This is a genomic window from Bacteroides sp. 90-K9/2, assembly GCF_047310725.1.
GTDB lineage: Bacteria > Bacteroidota > Bacteroidia > Bacteroidales > Bacteroidaceae > Bacteroides > Bacteroides vicugnae.
Genome location: NZ_JBCGVL010000013.1, coordinates 1 through 24845, shown reverse-complemented (window position 1 = coordinate 24845; position 24845 = coordinate 1). Strand labels below are relative to the sequence as shown.

Genomic DNA, 24845 nt, shown 5'->3' with positions numbered 1-24845 from the left:
TTGCGGCTAAATAAATTAGAGATTATAATTAAAACTCATGATACAGACTAAATTGAAAGGAATGGGGGTAGCACTGATTACTCCTTTCAAAGAGGATGAGAGCGTTGACTATGACGCGTTGATGCGTATGGTGGACTATCTATTACAGAATAATGCGGATTTCTTGTGTGTGCTGGGGACTACAGCTGAAACACCGACTCTGACCGAGGAAGAAAAGAAAACTATAAAAAAGATGGTAATTGACCGCGTTAACGGAAGAATTCCTATTCTGTTGGGTGTAGGTGGTAATAATACTCGTGCTATTGTAGAAACATTGAAAAACGATGATTTCACAGGAGTTGATGCTATATTGTCTGTTGTGCCGTATTATAACAAACCTTCTCAAGAAGGTATTTATCAGCATTATAAAGCGATTGCGGAAGCTACGGAGCTCCCCATCGTATTGTATAATGTTCCGGGACGTACGGGGGTAAATATGACTGCTGAAACTACTTTGCGGATTGCCCGTGATTTTAAGAATGTAGTTGCTATTAAAGAAGCATCCGGCAATATTACGCAAATGGATGATATTATTAAAAATAAACCGGAAAATTTCAATGTAATCTCCGGAGATGATGGTATAACCTTTCCGCTTATTACATTGGGAGCCGTTGGTGTGATTTCAGTAATCGGTAATGCTTTTCCTCGTGAATTTAGCCGTATGACGCGCCTGGCGCTTCAAGGAGACTTTGCCAATGCATTAACCATTCACCATCGATTCACGGAATTATTCAATTTATTGTTTGTTGATGGAAATCCGGCAGGAGTAAAATCAATGTTGAATGCCATGGGTATGATCGAGAATAAACTTCGGTTGCCACTGGTTCCTACTCGTATTACCACATTTGAGGCAATACGCAAGGTTTTGAATGAGTTGAATATTAAATGCTAATGCTTCTTCAGCGAGGAATTCATAATAAACATCTAAGTGTTTAAAATAAATATCCCAATGATTGAATTCAATCATTGGGATATTTATTTTAAATCAGCCTATGATTTATTTTAAAACGGCCGCTGTCTATTGTGAAAGAGGTATATTTCTTATTAATTACGTTTTTTGATACAGGTTTTTCACCTTTCTAAAGCATAGCTATTTGAGGGCTTGATAAGAATTCTAATAGCCATTGACATATTTCATTTCCAAACAAGGTGAAAAGGCTGTGTAAGAGTTGCCCTTCACCCGTAAACGACTTATTTGTAGGGAGCCCGGAAGAAAGGTGAAGGTGAAGAGGGTATTGAAAACAAGGGATATGAGGGGATGTATTGCTTGTTTATAATGGCTGACTTTTGAATCTTTTAGTTTAGTTATAGCTAATTTCTTCGATGAAATGGGGGAAAATAAAAATCCTCCGCATCAAATGCAGAGGATTTCGTGATCGCGACAGGATTCAAACCTGTAACCGGCTGATCCGTAGTCAGCTACTCTATTCAGTTGAGCTACGCGACCTCAAATAATATAACTTGTAAATTTTTCAGTGACCGCGACAGGATTCAAACCTGTAACCGGCTGATCCGTAGTCAGCTACTCTATTCAGTTGAGCTACGCGGCCATTCTGTTAATTCAAAAAAGTGATCGCGACAGGATTCAAACCTGTAACCGGCTGATCCGTAGTCAGCTACTCTATTCAGTTGAGCTACGCGACCGTTATTTTGTTTTAACGGGTGCAAAGATACGGACTTTTCCCGAATTAGCAAGCTTTTCACCGACTTTTTTTGTAGAAAATTATTCTATGAACCGATAATTGAATAGTTGTAAACCTATACTTAGTCCGACATTCCACTCCCTTTTCGGTGAGCTATAATGATTTACATATGCAGAGATATCTCCAAAAGGCAATTGACATACAACAGAAATTTCTCCTAAATATTCAAACTTGGAGAAAGCTTTTCCGTAATATGCTTTATTCAACGAGTTTTTTTCGATTGGATAAATAGGCATAAAACCATAGAATTCTCCCCGGAGATGGAACATCTGGCTTAAACGGTAAATAGGCCGAATGCCGGCTCCGACAAATTGATTGGCACGAAAGGCTTCATTGTAGGTCAATTTGCTATGTAATGTAGGGGAAAACTCTCCGGCTTGCATCATTGTTGCCGTATAGTTCTCGGAGAAGTTTTTGGAGGCATACAGGGCTTTCAAATACCATCCTAAAACCCAATGTTCACTCATATTATGATATTTCTCTTTCATATAAGATAATTGCAGCCAGGAGTGATGATCTTTGTTGTTACTGGTCGTACTTCCTTCGCCCGGATAGAATCGTTCTTTTCCAACGAAAATCTGGGCTACAAGGGCTTCTCTGTATCCACGTGTAGGATATTGTTTGGAATTAAGGGTACTTCCATTAAAACTAATTGATCCACCGAACAAATCATAGCGGCTTTTATCAAATTTGTCATTTCCAAAGTCAATGACACTTTTTTGAAAATATTTATCCTCTATTCTTGCAATTCCTACTCCAAACTCTGCTCGTTTGCTCGAAAGGAAAGGTAATCCAACCTGTAATTTCAAGAAACGTTCGTCTTTTTGGTTAAAGGCTGGTTTGTTATTTCGCGAAAAAAGTTTGTCCTTTTTAAAATAGTCGAAAGTGCTGATCGAACCTATGAGACGGTAAGAGGTAGGAATGGCAGTGGCAAAGTCTATTTTTGCCATAAATTGCACGTTGTTATATACCTTTCCAAGCTGTCCGTCAAGAATAAACTCTTTGGCATAGTAGTTTAAGTCCTGATAACTAAGTCCCAGGTAGATCTGATTCGAATTAGAGGTGGATATGTTACCTCCCAGCCGTACAGCAAAGTTGTTTTCCAGTTTGACTTTTAAATGCAGATCATAGGTGTCATCTTCCGGATTATAAATTGCATGCGGTATGATTTCTGAAATCATTTTATCTGATAGCAATCGAAAATAACCTTGTTTTAAATCTTCATAGGTAAATTCTTTGTTATCTGACTTATGAAACTCTTTCTTTATATATGCTTGTTGTTGTGGATTAGCTCCATCAATGATGATATTTTTAAAACGTAGTTCCGGGAAATTACTACGGTATACCATTCTCCTTAAACGAATATTGTCCAGATTCACACGCCGATGGATACGGCTTTTGATAGAATCCATCATGCTGAGGGTTCGATTATATCCTATATCATGTAATTCGTCGATGCGTTGAAAATCCATCAAGTTGACATTGTCATATTTGAACGTCATTAAAATCCCCATAGAGTCCGGAATAGAATAATCGGTTTTCTGCATCACCATATTCTCAATTTGACTCATGAGGTCATTTTCCTTGGGTTTAGTGGGATTGGTGGATACAACGCTTCCTATAATGACATCCGGATGGAAATCATCTCTCATGACGTCCGTGGGAAAGTTATTATAGATACCTCCATCGTAGGCCAGTACATTGTCTATTTCAATGGGTTTAAACATGAAAGGGAAGCTCATGGAAGCTCTGACGGCATCTCCTAAATCTCCTTCCTTCATGACTAACTGTTTTTTATTGTACACATCGGACGCAATGCAACGGAAAGGAACAAAAAGTTTATCAAAATCTCCCTTACAAGCGGCCGTAGCACGTGCATATAGGTCAACAAATACGAGATTCATTTGAATCGGGTTGACAACACTGGTAGGCAGGAATTGAGGTTTTAAACTCTTCAGTGAATCTTTGAATGAAAAACGAATATTGAAAAATTCGGGAGTGGGAAGATTCTTTTTGAAATGGTATACATATTTCTCTTCCACCTCTCCGGAATACCATCGTTTAAAGTCCTCCGATTTGAGCAGTTCTACCATGTCATCAGGAGAATACCCCATAGCATACAAAGAGCCGATAATAGCTCCCATGGAAGTACCTGCAATGTAGTCAATAGGGATGTTATTTTCTTCCAATGCGCGAATGATACCAATGTGTGTCATTCCTTTGGCGCCACCACCGCTTAATACAAGTCCTACTTTTTGGGCATGGATAGCCGGAATAATCAGCCATAAAGTAATGAACACTAAAAAAATCTTTCTCATAACCCAAATCAAACAATTGAATTTTTTGTCTATTAAGTGTTCAAATATATACAATACTTTTCAATTAATCGATATTTTGCCGATCGTTTTAAATTGAAAAAGAGCATTACAACGTGTATTTAACGTTGAATGCTCTTTCTTGAAGTATGTGTTATGTTTAAAGGGGCGATATTAAATCAGCTCAATGCTACGTTTTACGAAGTTATTCAAAGCTTCACCTCTTAACATATTGTTTTGAAGTAAGGCCAGATCGATAAGCTGGCGGATAACTTTGTTATTGCTTGCATAGCCGATAAAGATAGCTTCTTTCTTGCTTTTCAGATCATCCCACTTCTTGTCGAGATCGTTTAATTCATCTTTTTCAGCTGTCGGGATGTCTTCTTCTTTTTTATCCTTCTGTTTGTCTTTCAACTCATTACGTTGTTTGTTGACGTTATCCATTTCGGAGAGTATCGGAGCTACTTCTGCTTGACAGGCATTCTCTTCTTCATTCAATACTTGTTTTATCAACTTGTGGTCTGAATTCAGGATCAGATTGAACATGTCAGGCATTTCGCCGTAGAAGCTCATTCCGGCTTGAATATTCGCCATTTCTTTCATACGACGCATATATTCGCTTTGAGTAATCATGACCGGAGCCGAATTTTCTCCCAACGCCTGCGTCATCACATTGAATTCAACCTTATCCATTTTAGGCAATTGGCTCTTGAAGGCTGTTGTGATTGCATCTTGTTTGTTGGCTTCCAGAGTTTCACCTTTCTTGTCTTCTTTTACAATCAGATTGTCAACAACATCACTGTCTACACGAGTGAAACGGGATTTCTCAAGTTTTTGCTCCAACATACTTACCATAGCTACATCTAACTGGCCATCCATGAGTAAGACATTGTAGCCTTTGTTGGTTGCAGCTTCAATATAGCTGTATTGTTCGTCCTTGTTATTTGCATACAGATAGATTAGATTTCCATCTTTGTCTGTCTGGTTATCTTTAATAAGGGTCTGGTATTCATCGAATGTGTAATGCTTGTCATTTGTATCGGTGAAAAGGGCGAATTTTTGCGCTTTATCATAGAAATCCTCTTGTGTGAGCATTCCATAATTGATAAATATTTTCAAGTCATTCCACTTTTCTTCAAACTGCTTACGATCATTCTTGAATATAGACTGCAAACGGTCGGAAACTTTCTTGGTGATATAAGTTGAAATCTTCTTCACGTTTGAGTCGCTTTGCAAGTATGAACGGGAAACGTTCAACGGAATATCCGGAGAATCTATTACTCCATGTAACAAAGTCAGGAAGTCCGGCACAATGCCTTCAACAGAGTCTGTTACATATACTTGATTGCAATATAACTGAATCTTGTTCTTATTTAATTCAATATTGCTCTTTACCTTCGGGAAGTAGAGGATACCAGTCAGATGGAATGGATAATCCACATTCAAGTGAATCCAGAAGAGTGGTTCATCAGACATCGGATATAGCTTGCTATAGAATGATTTGTAATCTTCATCCGAAAGTTCGCTAGGCTTGCGTGTCCACAAAGGAGTGGTATCATTGATTATATTATCTTCAGCCGTTTCTACCTGTTTGCCGTCTTTCCATTCTTTCTTTTTTCCAAATGCAATAGGAACAGGAAGGAAGCTGCAATATTTCTTCAGAAGTTCGGAGATACGTGCTTCTTCGAGGAATTCTTTGCAGTCATCATCAATGTATAAGATGATATCTGATCCACGGTCGGCTTTTTCTATTTCTTCAATAGTGAATTCAGGGCTGCCATCACAAGTCCATTTTACGGCTTTTGCATCGTCTCTGTATGATTTAGTGATGATCTCCACTTTCTTTGCAACCATAAAGGCAGAGTAGAAGCCAAGTCCGAAATGTCCGATAATGGCATTTGCGTCGTTCTTATACTTCTCCAGGAAGTCATTAGCTCCGGAGAAAGCTATTTGATTGATGTACTTCTCTATTTCTTCTGCAGTCAAACCGATACCACGATCAGAAATGGTAATAGTATCTTTGCCTAATTCAACGTGAACAGTTAAGTCACCCAGTTCACCTTTGAATTCGCCAATAGAAGCAAGCGTATTCAACTTCTGAGTGGCATCTACCGCATTGGATACTAACTCGCGCAGAAAAATCTCATGGTCACTGTACAAAAACTTTTTAATGATAGGGAAAATGTTTTCTGTTGTAACCCCAATATTACCTTTTTGCATAATACGTATATTTTTTAGTTTATCTATTGATTAATTTTAATTGATGTTTGTCCATATAGAGACAAAAAAAATGCCAGACCCGAAGGTCTGACATTATGGCATATAAAATTATTTTCTTATTCAGGAAATAACTCTATTTCGGAGAAACAACTTTCATCTCCAATTCGCCTTTTTCTTCATTAAGGGTTACTTGAATAGTATCTCCCTCTTTTAAAGACGAGGAAATGATGAGCTCGGATAAACCATCCTCCAGATAGGTTTGAATTGCGCGTTTCAAAGGACGGGCGCCATATTGTACGTCATATCCCTTGCTAGCGATGAATTCTTTCGCCTTATCTTCAATAACAAGCTTGTAACCAATAGATTCTATTCTATTGTACAATCCTTTTAACTCTATATCTATAATCTTTGTTATCGCTTCCAGAGAAAGTTGATCAAACGTGATAATCTCATCTACACGATTGATGAATTCAGGCGCGAATGATTTATTTAGAGCTTTTTGTATTACACTTCGCGAGAATTCTTTATCATCCAGGCGACTTTGTGTCGCAAAACCGACACCACGTCCAAATTCTTTCAGCTGGCGGGTTCCGATATTGGAAGTCATGATAATAACGGTATTTTTGAAATCTACCATTCTGCCATAACTGTCAGTCAGACGACCCTCATCCATTACCTGAAGCAGGATATTGAATACATCCGGATGTGCTTTTTCTATTTCATCAAGCAATACAATAGAGTATGGTTTACGGCGCACTTTTTCTGTCAGCTGGCCACCTTCTTCATATCCTACGTATCCCGGAGGTGCTCCAACCAAACGTGAAACAGTGAACTTTTCCATATATTCACTCATATCGATACGAATCAGTGCATCGGCAGAACCGAACATATACTTGGCCAATTCTTTTGCTAAGTGAGTTTTACCAACTCCTGTCGGACCTAAGAACATAAACGTGCCAATGGGCTTATTGGGGTCTTTGAGTCCTACACGGCTTCGCAAAATGGCTTTGACCAACTTTTCTATCGCTGTGTCTTGTGCGATGACTTTAGCTTGCAAATCTTCTTTCATACCTGCTAACTTGATGCCTTCAGCCTGTGCCATTCGTTGTACTGGAATGCCTGACATCATTGAGATAACATTGGCAATTTCTTCTGCATCAACAGTTTGCCTGTTTTCTTTTAGATTGGCTTCCCATTCTTTTTTCATCTCATCCAATTGGATAGAAAGCTCTTTTTCCTTATCGCGGAAGCTAGCTGCAAGTTCAAAATTCTGCGATTTTACAGCTTCATTTTTCTTATTTTTAGCTTCTTCGATCAGTTTTTCCTGTTCTTCTATCTCTTTGGGTACATTGACATTAGTAAGATGTACACGTGAGCCGGCTTCATCTAAAGCATCAATGGCTTTATCAGGGAAATTACGATCTGTGATATAGCGGTCTGTCAGCTTGACACATGCTTCCAATGCTTCATCCGTATAATACACATTGTGATGATCTTCATACTTATCCTTGATATTACGCAAAATCTGCAGAGTTTCGGCAGCAGTAGTCGGTTCTACGATTACTTTCTGGAAACGGCGTTCCAAAGCGCCATCTTTCTCAATATTCTTACGATATTCATCAAGAGTGGTGGCACCGATACATTGTATTTCTCCTCTTGCCAATGCTGGTTTTAACATATTGGCAGCATCCATAGAACCTGCTGCAGAGCCTGCACCAACAATCGTGTGAATTTCATCAATGAATAATATAACATTCGGATTCTTCTGCAATTCATTGAGAATGGAACGGATACGTTCTTCAAATTGTCCACGATACTTTGTTCCCGCTACAACAGCAGTCATGTCAAGAGCAACGACTCGTTTATCAAACAGGATACGTGAAACCTTTTTCTGAATGATTCTCAATGCAAGGCCTTCAACAATCGCTGATTTTCCTACACCGGGTTCACCAATCAGAATCGGGTTATTCTTTTTGCGCCGACTTAAGATCTGCGCTAAACGTTCGATTTCTCTTTCTCTGCCCACGACAGGATCCAACCGCCCTTCTTCTGCCGCTTTTGTCATGTCAGTACCAAAATTGTCAAGTACCGGCGTATCATTAGACGGCTTCTTGGAAGCGGTTTGCGCCTGTTGGCGTTCATCCGAACCACCTCTGCCGGAACGAGGAGAAGACATTTCTTCGTCATCCTCATCGTCTTCCGAAAAGCCCATACCGGAATTGATATCCGGCTGCAATGTAGCTTGCTCCAGTACTTTCACATAGTTTATATCGTTTGCTTCAAGTACGGAAGCCGCCATATTGTTTTTTTCTCTTAAAATAGCCAATAATACATGTTCTGTATCAGCGATGTTACTTTTCATTCCACGAGCTTCTAAAATACACATTTTTAATATTTTTGCCGCATCATTAGATAACGGTACCTCTGCATCAGGCAATAACATATCATCAGCTTCTGCCTTCAGCTGAGCTTCAATCTGTTGCTTTATAGCAGCCAGATTGGTGTTGAGTTTAGACAATATCTCGATAGCTTTTCCTTCACCGTCACGGAGTATTCCCAGAAGCAGGTGTTCGGGACCTATATACCTACTTCTCAACCGATTCGCTTCTTCCTTACTATAGACGATAATGTCGGAAACTCTTTGTGAGAATTGATTATTCATACTTTTTTCCTCTTCTTCTAAGGGTTATTCACTGGCAAATATACGCATTTAATCAAGTTTGTATTGCAATATTTGCTTTATTTCTTATATCTACAAATGGCGTGCCATAAAAACAGTGTATTTGTATTATATATATAAGGTATAACAAATAACAGGCTCTTTTTTGCCGATGTTATTTATCTTTCCATATTATATTTATCGTTTTTATCTTTTTATTTTCGTATTTTAAAGTTTAGTGGGTTATCGTCCCGGTCATGATAAAACTTTCTTTCTAAAAACTTTCGTATATCGGGGAAAAGTAGTACTTTAGCGTGGTTTTTCACAAACCGTAGAATGTATAATTAATAATCATTTTAAATGCTTGAACAAGACAGAATTATAAAGATTAACATCGAGGAGGAAATGAAGTCATCGTACATTGACTACTCCATGTCGGTCATCGTTTCGCGTGCCCTTCCGGATGTTAGAGATGGATTTAAGCCTGTTCACCGTAGAATTTTATACGGAATGATGGAATTAGGCAATACTTCAGACAAACCTTATAAAAAGTCAGCGAGAATCGTGGGTGAGGTACTTGGTAAGTATCATCCTCATGGGGATTCTTCTGTCTATTTTGCAATGGTACGTATGGCGCAGGAATGGGCAATGCGTTATCCTTTGGTAGATGGACAGGGGAACTTTGGTTCTGTGGATGGTGATAGCCCTGCTGCTATGCGTTATACAGAAGCTCGTCTTAATAAGTTGGGTGAAGCAATGATGGATGACCTGTATAAGGAAACCGTTGATTTTGAACCTAACTTTGATAATACACTGGTGGAACCTAAGGTGATGCCGACGCGTATCCCGAACCTTTTGGTGAACGGAGCATCCGGTATTGCTGTTGGTATGGCTACCAATATGCCTCCTCATAATCTTTCGGAAGTGATTGAAGCATGTGATGCATATATTGATAATCCGGAAATTACGGTAGAGGAACTGATGGAATTTGTCAAAGCACCGGATTTCCCTACCGGCGGATATATATATGGTGTGAGTGGGGTACGCGAAGCATATTTGACAGGTCGCGGACGTGTAATTATGCGTGCGAAAGCTGAAATTGAAAGCGGACAAACACATGACAAGATCGTAATAACAGAGATTCCTTATAATGTAAATAAGGCCGAACTGATTAAATATATTGCTGATCTTGTAAATGATAAGAAGATAGAAGGTATCTCAAATGCCAACGATGAGTCTGACCGTGATGGTATGCGTATTGTTATTGACATAAAACGTGATGCAAATGCAAGTGTAGTGTTGAATAAACTCTATAAAATGACAGCTTTGCAGACCTCTTTTGGCGTTAACAATGTGGCTTTGGTTCATGGACGTCCAAAAACGTTGAATCTAAGAGATTTAATTAAATATTTCATTGAGCATAGACACGAAGTTGTTATTCGTCGTACTCAGTTCGATCTTCGTAAGGCGAAAGAGCGTGCGCACATTCTTGAAGGTCTGATCATTGCTTCGGATAATATTGATGAAGTAATTCGTATCATTCGTGCTGCAAAAACTCCGAATGATGCTATAACAGGCTTGATTGAGCGATTTAACCTGACAGAAATTCAGGCTCGCGCAATTGTAGAAATGCGTTTGCGTCAGTTAACTGGTCTGATGCAGGATCAACTTCATGCAGAATACGAAGAAATAATGAAGCAAATAGCTTATTTGGAAAGTATTCTGGCTGATGAGGAAGTATGCCGTCAGGTAATGAAAGAGGAATTGTTAGAAGTTAAAGCGAAATATGGAGATGTACGTCGTTCTGAAATTGTTTATTCTTCAGAGGAATTTAATCCGGAAGACTTCTATGCAGATGATCAGATGATTATTACAATTTCTCATATGGGGTATATTAAACGTACACCATTGACCGAATTCCGTGCACAAAATCGTGGTGGAGTAGGTTCGAAAGGAACGGAAACCCGTGATGAAGACTTTGTTGAGCATATTTATCCTGCTACTATGCACAATACCATGATGTTCTTTACACAAAAGGGTAAGTGTTATTGGTTGAAAGTATATGAAATACCTGAAGGAACGAAGAATTCTAAGGGCCGTGCTATTCAGAACTTGTTGAATATTGATTCAGATGATAATGTAACTGCATACTTGCGTGTGAAGAGTTTAGAGGATTCAGAGTTCATCAATAGTCACTATGTATTATTCTGTACTAAGAAAGGTGTAATAAAGAAGACATTGCTTGAACAGTATTCTCGTCCCCGTCAGAATGGTGTAAATGCTATAACTATCCGTGAAGATGATAGCGTAATTGAAGTTCGTATGACGAATGGAAATAATGAAATCATCATTGCAAACCGCAATGGACGTGCAATTCGTTTCCATGAGGCAGCAGTTCGTGTAATGGGACGTACAGCAACAGGTGTACGTGGTATTACGTTGGATAATGATGGTCAGGATGAAGTAATAGGAATGATTTGTATTAAAGATTTGGAGACAGAATCTGTAATGGTAGTTTCTGAACAAGGATATGGTAAACGTTCTGAAATTGAGGACTATCGTAAAACGAACCGTGGAGGTAAGGGTGTGAAGACTATGAATATTACCGAAAAGACAGGTAAGTTGGTAACAATCAAATCAGTAACCGATGAAAATGACTTGATGATTATCAATAAGTCTGGTATCACTATTCGTTTGAAGGTAGCGGATGTTCGTATAATGGGCCGTGCTACTCAAGGCGTTCGTCTGATAAATCTTGAAAAACGTAACGACCAGATTGGTTCGGTATGTAAGGTTATGACAGAAAGTCTTGAAGATGAAATTCCGGCAGAAGAGGCAGAGGGTACAATCGTGAGTGATCCGAATGCTGATGCTCCTGATATTGATGATGTAGCGGACGTAAATGAAAACGAAAGCAATAACGAAATTGAGGAATAGACATAATATTAATAATTAATCAAACAACAATCATGAAAAGAGTATTATTTTCGATGGTTTTATTGATGGCTGTTAGCTTCTCATTCGCACAAATGAAGAATGTAAAGGAAGCAAAGAGTATGGCTAATGACGTAAAACCTAATTTTAAGCAGGCTGAACAGCTTATTAAGGAAGCTATGAAGAATCCTGAAACGAAGGATCTTGCTGACACATGGGACGTTGCTGGATTTATTCAGAGACGTATCAACGAGGAGCAAATGAAAAATGCTTTTTTGAAAAAGCCGTATGATACATTGAAAGTATACAATAGTATTTTGAAAATGTATGAGTACTATAATAAGTGTGATGAATTAGCGGAAATACCTAATGAAAAGGGAAAAGTTAAAAACAAATATCGGAAGGCTAATGCTTCCAGTATGTTGGCTGAACGTCCAAATTTGATTAATGGTGGTATTCAGTATTTCAATCTGGACAAGAATAAAGAAGCTTTGAAGTTTTTTGCAACCTATGTGGAGTCAGCTTCTTATCCGATGTTAGCTGATAAAGAATTGGCTAAAAATGATACTCTTATTCCGCAAATTGCTTATTACGCAACATTAGCTGCTGATAGAGTGGGTGATAAAGATGCAATTATCAAATATGCTCCTATGGCTTTATCTGATAAAGATGGTGGCAAATTTGCAATGCAGTTGATGGCTGATGCTTACAAGGCTAAAGGGGATACTGCTGCATGGATTAAGTCTTTGGAAGAGGGCATCCTTAAGTTCCCTGGAAATGATTATTTCTTCGCTAATTTGGTTGATTATTATAATAGTTCTAATCAAGCTTCTAAAGCTATGGAGTTTGCTGATAGAATGTTAGCTAATGATCCTAATAACAAGTTGTATTTGTATGTAAAAGCATATCTTTATCATAATATGAAAGAATATGATAATGCAATCGAATACTACAAAAAAGCTATTGCTGCTGATCCGGAATATGCAGAAGCATACTCTAATGTAGGTTTGGTATATTTGATGAAAGCACAGGATTATGCTGATAAAGCAACAACGGACATCAATGATCCTAAGTATGCTGAAGCACAGGCTGTGGTTAAGAAATTCTACGAAGAAGCTAAACCATTCTATGAAAAAGCCAGAGCTTTGAAACCCGATCAACAAGATTTATGGTTGCAAGGTCTTTACAGAGTTTACTATAACTTGAATATGGGACCTGAATTCGAAGAAATCGATAAGATGATGAAGTAAGATCGTTTTCTGAAAAAATATAAGAAGGCTACTAGAAATAGTAGTCTTCTTTTTTATTCATATAATTTAAAGTAGTAATTGAAAAATCTTATATTTGATATGGACTTGAGTGGAACAGATAATTTTCTTCATTTAAATAAAAATAGAAAAAGGAGTAAGGTCATTATATTACTCCTTTTTCTATTAAACATAATATTAATTATTCCCTAATCTTAGACGCTTATTTTTTGCCTGATCTGATCAGCTGTTAATAACAAGCAATGGTGTATCTGAATGAAAAACCATTTTTCTGGCAATACTTGGATTAAATAATCGAGCAAATATATTCCTTTTGTAAGAAGTCAAAGTGATTATATCTATATGATTATCTTTGATATACTGATCAAGTCCCTTTAATAAATTATCATTCATCACTACGTCATAATGAATTTCAAGCCCCGGATATTGCTTGTGAAAATATTCTTTTATACCTGCCAGTTTTATTTCATTCCAGGTGTCTTTAGAATCTGTAAGGTGTATCAAAGATACAGAAAAATGGAATGATTTCCAAGTATTAAAGAATGCCTCGAAAGCAATTAGATCTCTTTGATCAAAATTGGTAATAAAGGCAATTCGTTTTGCTTCACTAAACTGTTTGAATGGTGTATTTTCTGGAATAGCCAATACAGTCGTGCGACTTCTGTCAATAACTTCAGCGGTTACACTGCCAATTAAATCAATGTCTTTCTGATTTTTACCTCGGGTACCCATAATGATAACCATAGGACGCTGTTCTTTGGCATATCTTAAGATTTCCTCCTCTGGAATACCTTCACGTAAGATGCAGCTATATTTAACGTTGGGAAATTCGCCTGATGCAACTTTTTCTTTTATCTTCTCTGATAAAGCATTGAGATCAGAATGGACTTTTTGGATAATCGTTTTTACAGATTCTTCATCTCCAATCTGGTAATTGAAAACATCTCCATAAGGCAACGACGAAGCATATATAGGCGTAAAATAGACATGCAACAGGATGACTTCCGCATTTTCTATTTTTGCCAGGTTAAATGCAAATTCACATGCTTTCATCGAATAATTAGAGAAGTCGACAGGAATTAAAATCTTATTTGATTTATCTTTCACTTTGGGCTCCTTCTCTCCCACTATACTTTCAGACAGCCATGTAGAACTTTCTGTTATTTTTAAAGCACGTGGCAAATCGCTTTCTTTAATTCTTAAACGCACTCCCGATGAAACAACCGGTTGTATTTGATTAACGTTATGAATGTAGGTTTCTATACCTTCATTTTCCAAGACATTCTTTAAGATCTGCGCTTTGGTGTATGTCAGAATGGCCAGGGTTACTAATTTGTCTTCCATAAATGTACATTTTATAAGGTGAAAACAAATAAGAAATCCCAATTGTTTGATTCAATTGGGATTCAGTTTGTTATATTTTAAACTTGCACAGATTCGGTAGCCTGTTCTTTTTGCATACTCATATTCAATTCATCTAGGATTTTTAAAGCCCGATCAAGAACGGTCGTGTCATCCAACATTACAAGCCCACCATCTGGACCGGGCTCGAGATGTATTCCGACGCTTTTTCCCTCCTTGAAATTGTGTCCTCCGAAGAAGTTTCGCACTGTATCTACGTGCAAACCAAGTTCGTCTGCTATTCTATGCATGCTACCGCTAGGCAATGAATCTTTAATTTTACGAAGTTCATTAAACGTTATTGTTCTCATGTCTCATAAATTTAATGGTTAATACTATGTGATTTTTTTATCACGCTATAAACTTAAGCAAAAAAAAAGATAAAACAAATTATTTGCTTATCTTTTTTTCTTGAATATATAAAATCTATTAATGACCTTTATATCACCTCGATAGCAGAAGCAGGTACCCACCCGACTTTTCCATCTTCCAGTCGAATTTCTTTCCATTCTTTCATGGAGTTGTCTTTGACACTTACCTTTCTTCCTTCATGGAGAATAAACAAGCTAGTTCCACTCTCGCTTGGAGTACTCCGTACTGTTACACTCGGATTCATTACTATCGCCTCACTTCGATTAACCAAATGTTCTTTTTGTTGCGAAGCAAAAAGATTAGAGCAAATGGTGACAATCAGCAAAATGATTCCTGATATGAATCCTATTTTCTTTAACATAATCTGTTTGGAGAATATAAAGAAATAGAGAGCGATAATCAATAGAATAAAGGAGACAATCCCCCATGTGGCCCATGCATCTACACTCATACTATTTGTCAGAGACTTGATCCATGAAACAAAGAACACTTCAGGAACAGGTTCAACCTTGTCTATTGTTTTTGCACGTGCCACTTCAAGATTAGCACGGATGTCACCATTTCCTGGTTGTAATAGCAGAGCACGCTCATAATTTAAAACAGCTTTCGCTATCTCCCCTATTTTATAATAACTATTTCCCAGATTGTAATAGACATCGGCAGCTTCTCCATTTTTCAGTAATGCTTCATATATCTGAATAGCTGCTGCATAATCTTCTTTTATATATGCGGAATCTCCTTCAGCTTTTGTTGCATCTTCCAGTGTATTACTGGAAAATGTGGTATGCGAAGCGTGGATAGAATCAACTCCATTCGTTTGTCTAGTATCAATGCTTAACGAATCTTGTCCGAAACAAGTAAGCGACATTGATAATAATATAAAAAATAATATCTTTTTCATGACATAATCTCTTCTGGGTTAATGTTTTATTGAATTCTCCATTTTGCTTATTACTTCTATTGAAGAAGAATAAACTTTATCCATAGCTTGATTCTCATCACCTGGAGCAAACCGGGCAAATTCACAATCATTCAATGCGTTCAGGAATTCTTTGATCAGTTCCTCATTTACTCCGTGATTTCTTAGTTTCTCTTCAATATTATCTTTAGATAAACGAGATACCGGAATATTCAGTTTGTCACTTATATATCCCCACAATGCCTTTAATACCTCATCGTAGAAAGCATCTTTTTTATTTTCGGAGAGTAATTTTCCTGCAAGCTTCATTCGCTTCGTTGCCACTTTATTTGCTTTTTTCGTACGCATTTTAGCAACATTTGCATTTTCAGCAGCTTGTTTACGATAAATAATGAAGAAAATAATAAAGGCAAGAGCCGGAATGATATAGAACAACCAATATGTCATTGAACCATAGAAGAAACTTCCTTTAGGTTGGAGAGTAACTTCATTCTGTTTGATATAACGGATGTCTTCACCTAATACTTTCAAGTCCTCTTTATTCGTGAAGTTAGCAATTACTTGATCCGCATTACCTGCACCTTTCTCAACATTTACTACATAATCTTCTGTTTTCAGTGTTTTGTAAGACTTGGAGCGAATATCAAAATAGCTGAAAGATACTCCCGGAATCTTATATGTTCCGGCATGTCTCGGAATTGCCAAATATTCAATAACTTTATTGCCTGTGAGTCCTTCCCGGGTTAATCTGACTTGATTGTCTACTTTGGGATCATATACTTCAAAATCATCCGGGAATTTAATTTCCGGATTAGAAATCAACTTCAGGTTACCTGTACCGGATATTACCAGTTTAATAGTAATAGCATCATTGGTTTTCAGTTCCTTACTGTTGATAGAAGAAGATATATTGAACTCTCCCACTCCACCTGAAAAATCTGCAGGTTTACCCGTAGGAAGCGGATTGACATTTATTGCTATCTTAGGAGTGGAAATATTTTTTTTAATTTCAATGACATTACTTCCTCCATTGAAGAAGGCATCAAAAGGATCATCTGATTGCACAGGTTTTCCGATAGTCATCTGGAACTGTGCCGGATCAATATATAGCTTTCCTGATTGTTGCGGGAAGAGAACAAACTGGCGATAAACCGTTGTATAGTAATTACGTCCCTGATAATGCTCCGGAGTCCATCTTGCATTAGTTGTCATTTCTATTTCTTGAGAATGGAAACCTTTGAAGTCGGGCAATTTCGCATTATTAAGTTGTAAGTTGGATTCTCTGGTGTATATTTTATAGGTCAGGACAAAAGCCTCCTGTTCATACACATTTGTTTTACTGGCACTTGCCATAATAAAAAGGTCCTGATTAGAGACACTTGTACTAGATGAGGAATGTATAGAACCACTACTACTATTATTTTGCCCGTTATTGCCACCTTGATCTTGTGGCAATACCTTAATCTTTACTGAGTTTGACACCATTTGGTCACCATCGGCAACAATGGAGGCACCGGGTATTGTGTATTCTCCGGCATTATTAGCCATTAATATGTATGTAAATGTAATACTACTAGTAGATGTAACATTACCATTCACTATTTGAGTACTACTTTGTTGTGAACGGCTTGGACCCATCAATACATCAAAACCTTTGATTGATGGTGCCCGAAAATCTTTCACTTTTTGTGTAGTTACAATATACGACAGCCTGAATTGTTCGCCTACTACCACTGCATCAGGAGCAGAAGCAGTAAAAGACACCTTATCAGCAAACACATGAGTGCTATATGCTATCAATGCCATCAATATAATAATCAGTTTTTTCATTGCTTATGAAATTTATATCATCAACTTTATATTACCAATCTTTTTCCAAGCGACCGCCTTGCATAACTTTTTGTTGTTTCTTCACTTTATCCTGCACATCTTTCTCGTCCTGCATGACAGAATTCAGTAATTGTTCAGCATTCTCCTTCGACATCTGATTGTCTTGTTTCTTTTCAGATTTCGGTGGTTGCTGCTGATCTTTCTTTTCATCTTGTTTCTGATCCTTCTGTTTGTCTTTATTCTGGTCTTGTTTCTGATCTTGCTTTTGCTGATCTTTGTTTTGGTCCTGATTTTGATCTTGATTCTGCTGATTTTGTTGGTCTTTCAGCATTTTCTGTGCGAGAGCCAAATTGTACCGGGTTTCATGATCGGTAGGATTATTACGCAGTGACATTTTATATGCATCTACAGCTTTGGCATAGTCTTTACCAGCCTGGAAAATTACTCCCATATTGTGGTAAATATGGGCGAGTTTCATTTTATCTTTTTCTATTTTGCTGGCCGATACATATTGTTCCATGGCATCCTGAAACTTTTGCTGTTGCGAAAGGGTATTTCCTAGATTATACATGGATACCGTAGACTTGGGATTAGCTTCCAAGGCCTTCCGGTAGTTCACCTCTGCATCAACAAATACGCTATCATTAAACAGACGGTTTCCCTTACGGATATAGTCGCGTTCTGCTTTCTGAGCCGATACACCAGCTGCCGCTAACAGAAATACAGCGAATAGAATATATTTACTTTTTAACATACGTATAACTATTTCTTATTAGAAAACAGGTGAATGTTCTTAAATAAAGGATTTTTGCGATCCAGAATTAAGATTTCTGCCAATAACAATAGTAGAATAACCCATGCAATAGCCTGGAATTGTTCGTTAAACTCCGTATATACTTTCGACTCTACATCAGACTTCGCCATTTTATTTACTTCTTGATTGATGGCCTTTTGGGCTGAATTAGAATTATCTACTCGTACATATATACCTTTTCCTTCTTTTGCAATTTCCTGACACATAGCTTCATTCAAACGGGTAACGATCACATTACCTTCCCGGTCGCGGCGGTAATCATTCGTTCCTTCCACCGGTATTGGAGCGCCATCAGGCATACCTACTCCCAATACACTTACCTGAATACCCTTTTCTGCCGCAGCTTTGGCAGCTTCCACTGCACCACCTTCATGATTTTCACCATCAGTAATGACAATAATGGTGCGACCTACCCCTTCTTGCGGGGTGAAACTACGGGCTGCCAGATTGATTGCTTCCCCAATAGCTGTACCCTGTTTAGAAATCAACGAAGGACTAATGGATTCTAAGAACATCTTAGCGGAAATATAGTCACTTGTAATTGGCAGCTGTGTAAAAGCGTCACCGGCAAATACAATCATACCTACCTTATCATTATCAAGCTCATCTACTAACCTGGATATTAATCTTTTTGCTTTTTCCAAACGGCTAGGCTGTACATCCTGCGCTAACATAGAGTTTGAAATGTCCAAAGCAATAATTACCTCTACTCCCTTACGTTTAACCGTTTCCAGTTTTGAACCGAATTGAGGGCGTGCCAGTAATACGGAGAACAAACCAATAGCAACAAAAATAATCCAGAATTTTACATCCGGACGATATTTGGATACGTCAGGCATTAACTGAGCCAACAAAGTCGGATCTCCGAAATGTCGGATATTCTTTCTCCTCTTGTAATTGGAATACAAGTAGAAAGCTGCTAAAAAAGGTAATAGCAGCAATAAATATAAATATGTAGGTTCTCCAAATCGAAACATCTTCTTACTATTTTATGATTGGCAAATAACGATTGACAAACATCCTTATGGAATTTTCTTGAGTACCGAATTACGTAATAGTACTTCCAACAAGACACAGAGGAAAGCTGCTAAAGCAAACCAATGATATTCTTCGTCCCGCTTACTATACTCTTTTACATTCAGTTTAGTCTTTTCCAGTTTATCAATTTCTTCATATACTTCTTTAAGCTTCGAGTTGCTAGTAGCCCGGAAATAGTTACCATCTGTCGTTCCGGCGATCTCTGTCAATGTCTTTTCATCAATTTCTACCGGCATACTTACATATTGCACCGTATTTCCGACTGGATAAGGATAAGGAGCCATTCCATTGGTACCTACTCCGATGGTATATACACGAATACCAAAGCTTTTTGCTATTTCTGCCGCTGTCATTGGCGAAATATCTCCCTTATTATTAGTACCATCCGTCAATAGGATAATAACTTTGGATTTTGCTTTGCTATCTTTTAAGCGGGTTACAGCATTTGCAATACCCATACCGACAGCAGTACCGTCAGTGATAAGACCACATTTGATATTATGTATCATATCCAACAATACAGCATGGTCTACAGTCAACGGACATTGGGTAAAAGTTTCTCCTGCAAATAATGTAATACCGATATTATCATTGGGACGTCCATTGATAAACTCTGCAGCTACGTCTTTAGCAGCTTCCAGTCTGTTCGGCTTCAAGTCTTCAGCCAGCATACTGGTAGAAACGTCGATAGCCAGCATAATATCAATTCCTTCTATCTCACTGTTCTGCCACTTATTAGTAGTTTGCGGGCGTGCAAGAACCAAAATAACCAGTACTAAAGCAAGGCAGCGTAATAGAAATGGAACATGCAACAAATAATTCTTATAACTTTTAGGTGTATGTGCATATACCCGGGCATCCGAAATTTGAAGAGTTGCTTCACTTTTCTTTCGCTTCAGGATATACCATACAATATACGGTATAAGCAATAATAGCAAAAACAGATATTCAATATTGGCAAAAACCATTTTATTTATGATTTAACAGTTTACTATTTAGTATTAAGCTATACATCCTTTATACAAAAAGATTGTATAACTGTAGACCTATATATATAAAGGTACCGATCAATGCTGCTGATAACAATGCAATTCCACAAATCAGCATAGCTTTAACACGTAAAGAACGTTTCTCAATAATAGTGATTTCCGTTGGTTGCGGTTTCTGATTTTCCTCTTCCGGTTGTTTGGTCTCATTGATAAAATCAATGGCATTGATCAAATTAGCATCGTTTTCATTCATCTGAGGATTATGCTTCGCGAACTTCACTAAATCAGCAGTCTGGAACAATAGTTTTAGGTCTGATATGGCTTCTTTATCATTCATTTCCAATAACTGATCGATTATTTCAGAAGAAGTCATTTCCAATGCATTAAATCCGAAACGGTCCTTAATATATGTACGAATAGCATCGGTTAGTTCGGTATAGTACTCCTTCGATTGCCCTTTCTGCCATACCTTCTCTGTCTTGATACGTTCTATCTCTTTCATTGCAGCCTGATGTGGCGGCAATTTGGGTTCAACTTTAATTTTACGGATAATCGGCTTATTATCACGTATACGAACAATCAGATAAATCAGTAAACCAAGCAAAGGTAAAGCCAGGAATGAGCAAGCGATCAATCCATACCAGTCTTCCCATGCGAAAGGTGCTTTCATCACAGGTTTTTGTCCGAAGAACTGGTCAGGATGTAAGGTGTCAACCGGCATTGAATATACTTTTAATGCCAAAGCTTTGGAGTTGTACACTTTCCCATCTACGGTAACCGGCATTGGCGGCAGATAATATAGAGCAGAGTCAAAAGAAGTGATAATGTACTCCTGCGTAATCACCATCCGCTGGCGATCGTTCAGGAATTGGGTATCGGGTTTGACTGTTTCTATAATTTCCACACCTCTTACCAACGTATCAGTGTAAGCAGGAAAAATAGCACGCTGTTTGGCATCCATGGCTACTTGCAATTGCACTTTCGCCTGTTCGCCGATCAGTATCTGCAATGAATCAATTTTTGCTTCTACTGTAACAGACTGCGCTACTGCTTTACTGACAAACAATAGACCTAATAATGCTATCAGAATAATATTTCTATTCATCTTTGATTCCATTAATTTCGTTTGGCAAATAAATTCAACAATGCCTTTACGTAATCCTGATCGGTTCTGACGGATACAGCATCTACGTTGCTTTTGGTAAAAGTATCGTTCAGTTCAGTCTGCTTTTGTATCCACCAGTCGCGATGTGCCCGGCGTACAGCTTTGGAAGAGGTGTCAATCCATTGTTCATGCCCAGTTTCTGCATCTTTGATTCGCATCAGTCCTACTGGAGGAAGATCACTAAGTCTCCTGTCGTATACTTGCAATGCTACTACATCATGTTTCCTGTTAGCAATGGTCAGCGCATTCTTAAAGCTTTCCTGGTCAATAAAATCTGATAAGATAAATGCAGTGCAACGTCTTTTCATTACGTTTGTCAAATATTCCAAGGCAAGACGAATATTTGTGCGACGGCTTTCCGGTTGGAAATCAATCAATTCTCGGATAATATATAAGATATGTTTACGTCCTTTCTTGGGAGGAATAAACTTCTCTATCCGGTCTGAAAAGAAAATCACACCTATTTTATCATTATTCTGGATGGCAGAGAAAGCAAGAGTAGCAGCGATTTCCGTCACCATATCTTTCTTTAGCTGCTTGATCGTACCAAATTCCAAACTTCCGGAAACATCAACCATTAACATAACTGTCAGTTCACGTTCTTCTTCAAACACTTTCACATAAGGTTTATTGAAGCGCGCAGTCACATTCCAGTCTATGTCACGTATATCATCACCGAATTGATATTCACGGACTTCCGAAAATGACATACCCCTACCCTTGAAAGCCGAATGATACTGGCCTGCAAAGATATTGTTAGACAATCCTCGTGTCTTTATTTCAATTTGGCGAACTTTTTTTAGTATTTCACTTGTTTCCATTTATACAGTAGTTAATTAGTAGGTAGTTAAGTAGTCATGCATAGATACTTATGACTACTTATTGACTGTATTATAACTACAAATTAGGGCACTTCAACCTTATTCAGAATCTTACTGATAATTTCGTCCGAAGTCATGTTGTTAGCTTCAGCTTCGTAGGTCAATCCGATACGGTGGCGAAGAACATCATGTGCTACAGCACGTACATCTTCCGGAATAACGTAGCCGCGACGTTTGATGAATGCATACGTACGAGCAGCTAATGCCAGATTGATAGACGCACGAGGTGAACCTCCGAATCCGATCATATCTTTCAGTTCCTTGAGGTCATATTTATCAGGGAAACGAGTTGCAAATACAATATCTACAATATAACGCTCGATCTTCTCATCCAGATAAACTTGACGAACAACTTTACGTGCTTCAATAATTTCATCCGCTCTTAGAATAGGCTTCACATTAAACTTCTCACCATTGATATTCTGACGAATAATCAATTTTTCTTCTTCCAACTTCGGATAATCAATGACTACTTTCAGCATGAAACGGTCAACCTGTGCTTCAGGAAGCGGATAAGTACCTTCCTGTTCGATAGGATTCTGAGTTGCCAATACAAGGAAAGGTTCCGGTAACATGAATGTTTCTTTACCAATAGTAACCTGACGTTCCTGCATTGCTTCCAGCAAAGCACTTTGTACTTTTGCAGGAGCACGGTTAATTTCATCAGCTAATACAAAGTTTGCGAAAATAGGTCCGCGCTGCACTTTAAAAGATTCATCTTTCTGACTGTAAACCATTGTACCGATAACGTCTGCAGGCAATAAGTCCGGCGTAAACTGGATACGGCTATATTTCGCATCAATCAGAGAAGCGAGTGTCTTAATAGCCAAAGTTTTCGCCAAACCAGGCACACCTTCCAAGAGGACATGGCCATCGGAAAGTAATCCGATAAGCAGTGATTCAACCAAATGTTTCTGACCAACAATGATTTGGTCCATACCTGTCGTAAGATTGGTAACGAAAGCACTTTGTCTTTCAATCCGCTCATTTAGCTCGCGGATATCAATTGATTCAGCCATAAATACTTAATATTTTATTATTTAAATCCCATTAATTTTATGTAAGCCTTGCCTGTGTCATAAGGCTTTTTATTTTGCCCCAAAAGTACGCCATATAATTAACGATTGCAACTAATTTTTATTAAAAAACAATGCGAAATCTTTAGATTAAGGTACTTTCATACGCTTTTGTACATCCATAACACTTCACCCGACCAATACAGGATTTGCATGGTCGGGTGAATGGATTATAACTACTTATTCTTTTGTAAGTTCCGGTATTTCAATAGTTGTGCCATACGGTACATTGTTGGGGTTCTTAATAACCTTCGGATTGTGTTTCACAATGTATGGCCACATTGCCTTTGTACCATAAAAACGTAAGGAAACCCTAGTCAAAGTTTCTCCTTCTTTGATTGTATATTTCGTCTTAGTTCCTGTAATCTTATAAGATGCTGAATCCAGATAGACAGGAGTAGCAGGTTGTTGTGTGACCGTTTGAGGTTCTGCTTTAACAGGAACAGCTTCTTCTTTTTTTGGGGTAACCGGTTGTGTCGTGGTAGCGACTTTGGATACATCAGGCGTTATTGCCTTTGCAGTATCCTTATGTGCAATCGTATCAGAAAGCTGCGCTTCCGGTTGAACGGGTTGGGTGGTTACAGGCGGCATATCCATTGCATTCTTGTCAGATGAAGAAGAAAATAAATCCGGATAATAAATAAAAAGAATGACACCTCCGCATAATAGCAAAACGACTACAATAACAGCTATTAAATAAGGTACAGGAGATTTTTCCTTCACTGGGGCTGTCTTTTTAGAAACCGGTTGGGATACTTGTTCCGGTTGGACCGGTTTTATCATTTCTTTTTCAGCAGGAGGCACTATGGGAGTCACAGGTTGCAGATTTGCTTTTAGAAGCTCTTGCTCTATAATCTTTTCGGCAGTGATCTCTTCTTTTTCTTCTTCTATAGATGCTGCTTGCTGCTCATCGATTATCACTTCCTCTTCCGGAACCTCTTCATCTTCCAGCTGTTCTATCTTTTCTTCGATATCAGTCTCTGTAATGGCTTCTTCGGGCTCTTTAGGAGACGTCTGTTCTGTCGATTCCTGTGCTATTGCAGATTCCTCAGTAATAGCAGGTTTTTCAATAGACTCTTCCACAGGTGGCTGACTGGCTATTTGCTCTTCCTGAATCGGCTCTTCTTCCGAAAGACCATCATCAGTACCTTCATTTTCTTCTATCACAGTAGTTTTAGAATCACCACCCACCTCATTCAAGACTGCCTGTGCTGATGCTTCC

The 24845-nt window shown here is 38.2% G+C and carries 17 protein-coding genes and 3 tRNA genes; 3 read left to right on the top strand and 17 right to left on the bottom strand.

The window, feature by feature from the left end; all coding sequences use genetic code 11:
- Positions 1-37: 37 nt before the first annotated feature.
- Entirely contained in the window at positions 38-931 is an 894-nt protein-coding gene (dapA, locus tag AAHJ11_RS20280; protein WP_004303039.1) for a 4-hydroxy-tetrahydrodipicolinate synthase, read from the top strand.
- Positions 932-1412: 481 nt separating this feature from the next.
- Here the strand turns inward: dapA and AAHJ11_RS20275 are convergent.
- From AAHJ11_RS20275 to AAHJ11_RS20250, 6 genes are all read right to left on the bottom strand, one after another.
- A tRNA-Arg gene (locus tag AAHJ11_RS20275) sits at positions 1413-1486 on the bottom strand.
- Positions 1487-1515: 29 nt separating this feature from the next.
- Positions 1516-1589, bottom strand: a tRNA-Arg gene (locus AAHJ11_RS20270).
- A 20-nt stretch (positions 1590-1609) separates the two neighbouring features.
- Positions 1610-1683: transfer RNA gene (locus tag AAHJ11_RS20265), tRNA-Arg, on the bottom strand.
- Between the two features lie 79 nt (positions 1684-1762).
- Positions 1763-4060 carry a patatin-like phospholipase family protein gene (locus AAHJ11_RS20260; RefSeq protein ID WP_413580066.1) on the bottom strand — a complete coding sequence of 766 codons (2298 nt, stop codon included), beginning with the start codon at positions 4058-4060 and terminating at the stop codon, positions 1763-1765.
- 171 nt (positions 4061-4231) lie between these two features.
- Positions 4232-6277 carry a molecular chaperone HtpG gene (htpG, locus tag AAHJ11_RS20255; RefSeq protein WP_148366680.1) on the bottom strand — a complete coding sequence of 682 codons (2046 nt, stop codon included), beginning with the start codon at positions 6275-6277 and terminating at the stop codon, positions 4232-4234.
- 133 nt (positions 6278-6410) lie between these two features.
- Positions 6411-8939, bottom strand: coding sequence for an ATP-dependent Clp protease ATP-binding subunit (locus AAHJ11_RS20250; RefSeq protein ID WP_148366681.1), 2529 nt, complete (start codon positions 8937-8939; stop codon positions 6411-6413).
- Positions 8940-9296: 357 nt separating this feature from the next.
- On the opposite strand from AAHJ11_RS20250, the gene gyrA reads away from it, so the two are divergent.
- Both gyrA and AAHJ11_RS20240 read left to right on the top strand, forming a co-directional pair.
- The gene (gene gyrA, locus AAHJ11_RS20245; protein WP_148366682.1) at positions 9297-11873 is read left to right on the top strand and encodes a DNA gyrase subunit A; all 2577 of its coding nucleotides are present in this window, start codon (positions 9297-9299) and stop codon (positions 11871-11873) included.
- Positions 11874-11905: 32 nt separating this feature from the next.
- Positions 11906-13120 carry a tetratricopeptide repeat protein gene (locus tag AAHJ11_RS20240; RefSeq protein WP_074559631.1) on the top strand — a complete coding sequence of 405 codons (1215 nt, stop codon included), beginning with the start codon at positions 11906-11908 and terminating at the stop codon, positions 13118-13120.
- A gap of 240 nt (positions 13121-13360) precedes the next feature.
- Here the strand turns inward: AAHJ11_RS20240 and AAHJ11_RS20235 are convergent, their stop codons facing one another.
- From AAHJ11_RS20235 to AAHJ11_RS20185, 11 genes are all read right to left on the bottom strand, one after another.
- Complete coding sequence (locus tag AAHJ11_RS20235) at positions 13361-14482, bottom strand: universal stress protein (protein ID WP_148366689.1); 1122 nt, start codon at positions 14480-14482, stop codon at positions 13361-13363.
- 77 nt (positions 14483-14559) lie between these two features.
- Positions 14560-14850 carry a hypothetical protein gene (locus AAHJ11_RS20230; protein WP_004295969.1) on the bottom strand — a complete coding sequence of 97 codons (291 nt, stop codon included), beginning with the start codon at positions 14848-14850 and terminating at the stop codon, positions 14560-14562.
- A 128-nt stretch (positions 14851-14978) separates the two neighbouring features.
- Complete coding sequence (locus AAHJ11_RS20225; RefSeq protein WP_148366690.1) at positions 14979-15812, bottom strand: tetratricopeptide repeat protein; 834 nt, start codon at positions 15810-15812, stop codon at positions 14979-14981.
- Positions 15813-15830: 18 nt separating this feature from the next.
- Positions 15831-17660, bottom strand: coding sequence for a BatD family protein (locus tag AAHJ11_RS20220; protein WP_074559637.1), 1830 nt, complete (start codon positions 17658-17660; stop codon positions 15831-15833).
- Between the two features lie 31 nt (positions 17661-17691).
- The gene (locus tag AAHJ11_RS20215; RefSeq protein ID WP_004295972.1) at positions 17692-18414 is read right to left on the bottom strand and encodes a tetratricopeptide repeat protein; all 723 of its coding nucleotides are present in this window, start codon (positions 18412-18414) and stop codon (positions 17692-17694) included.
- A gap of 8 nt (positions 18415-18422) precedes the next feature.
- Positions 18423-19451 carry a VWA domain-containing protein gene (locus AAHJ11_RS20210; RefSeq protein WP_074559641.1) on the bottom strand — a complete coding sequence of 343 codons (1029 nt, stop codon included), beginning with the start codon at positions 19449-19451 and terminating at the stop codon, positions 18423-18425.
- A gap of 45 nt (positions 19452-19496) precedes the next feature.
- A complete protein-coding gene (locus AAHJ11_RS20205; protein WP_148366691.1) occupies positions 19497-20480 on the bottom strand; it encodes a vWA domain-containing protein in 984 nt (327 codons plus the stop codon).
- A 49-nt stretch (positions 20481-20529) separates the two neighbouring features.
- Positions 20530-21618, bottom strand: coding sequence for a hypothetical protein (locus AAHJ11_RS20200; RefSeq protein ID WP_085930530.1), 1089 nt, complete (start codon positions 21616-21618; stop codon positions 20530-20532).
- The gene (locus tag AAHJ11_RS20195; protein WP_148366692.1) at positions 21618-22487 is read right to left on the bottom strand and encodes a DUF58 domain-containing protein; all 870 of its coding nucleotides are present in this window, start codon (positions 22485-22487) and stop codon (positions 21618-21620) included. Before AAHJ11_RS20195 ends, AAHJ11_RS20200 begins: the two co-directional genes overlap by 1 nt.
- A gap of 83 nt (positions 22488-22570) precedes the next feature.
- Positions 22571-23566 carry an AAA family ATPase gene (locus tag AAHJ11_RS20190; RefSeq protein ID WP_148366693.1) on the bottom strand — a complete coding sequence of 332 codons (996 nt, stop codon included), beginning with the start codon at positions 23564-23566 and terminating at the stop codon, positions 22571-22573.
- A 237-nt stretch (positions 23567-23803) separates the two neighbouring features.
- Positions 23804-24845: HU family DNA-binding protein (locus tag AAHJ11_RS20185; RefSeq protein WP_413580065.1), on the bottom strand; the 1042-nt coding region annotated here is incomplete at its 5' end.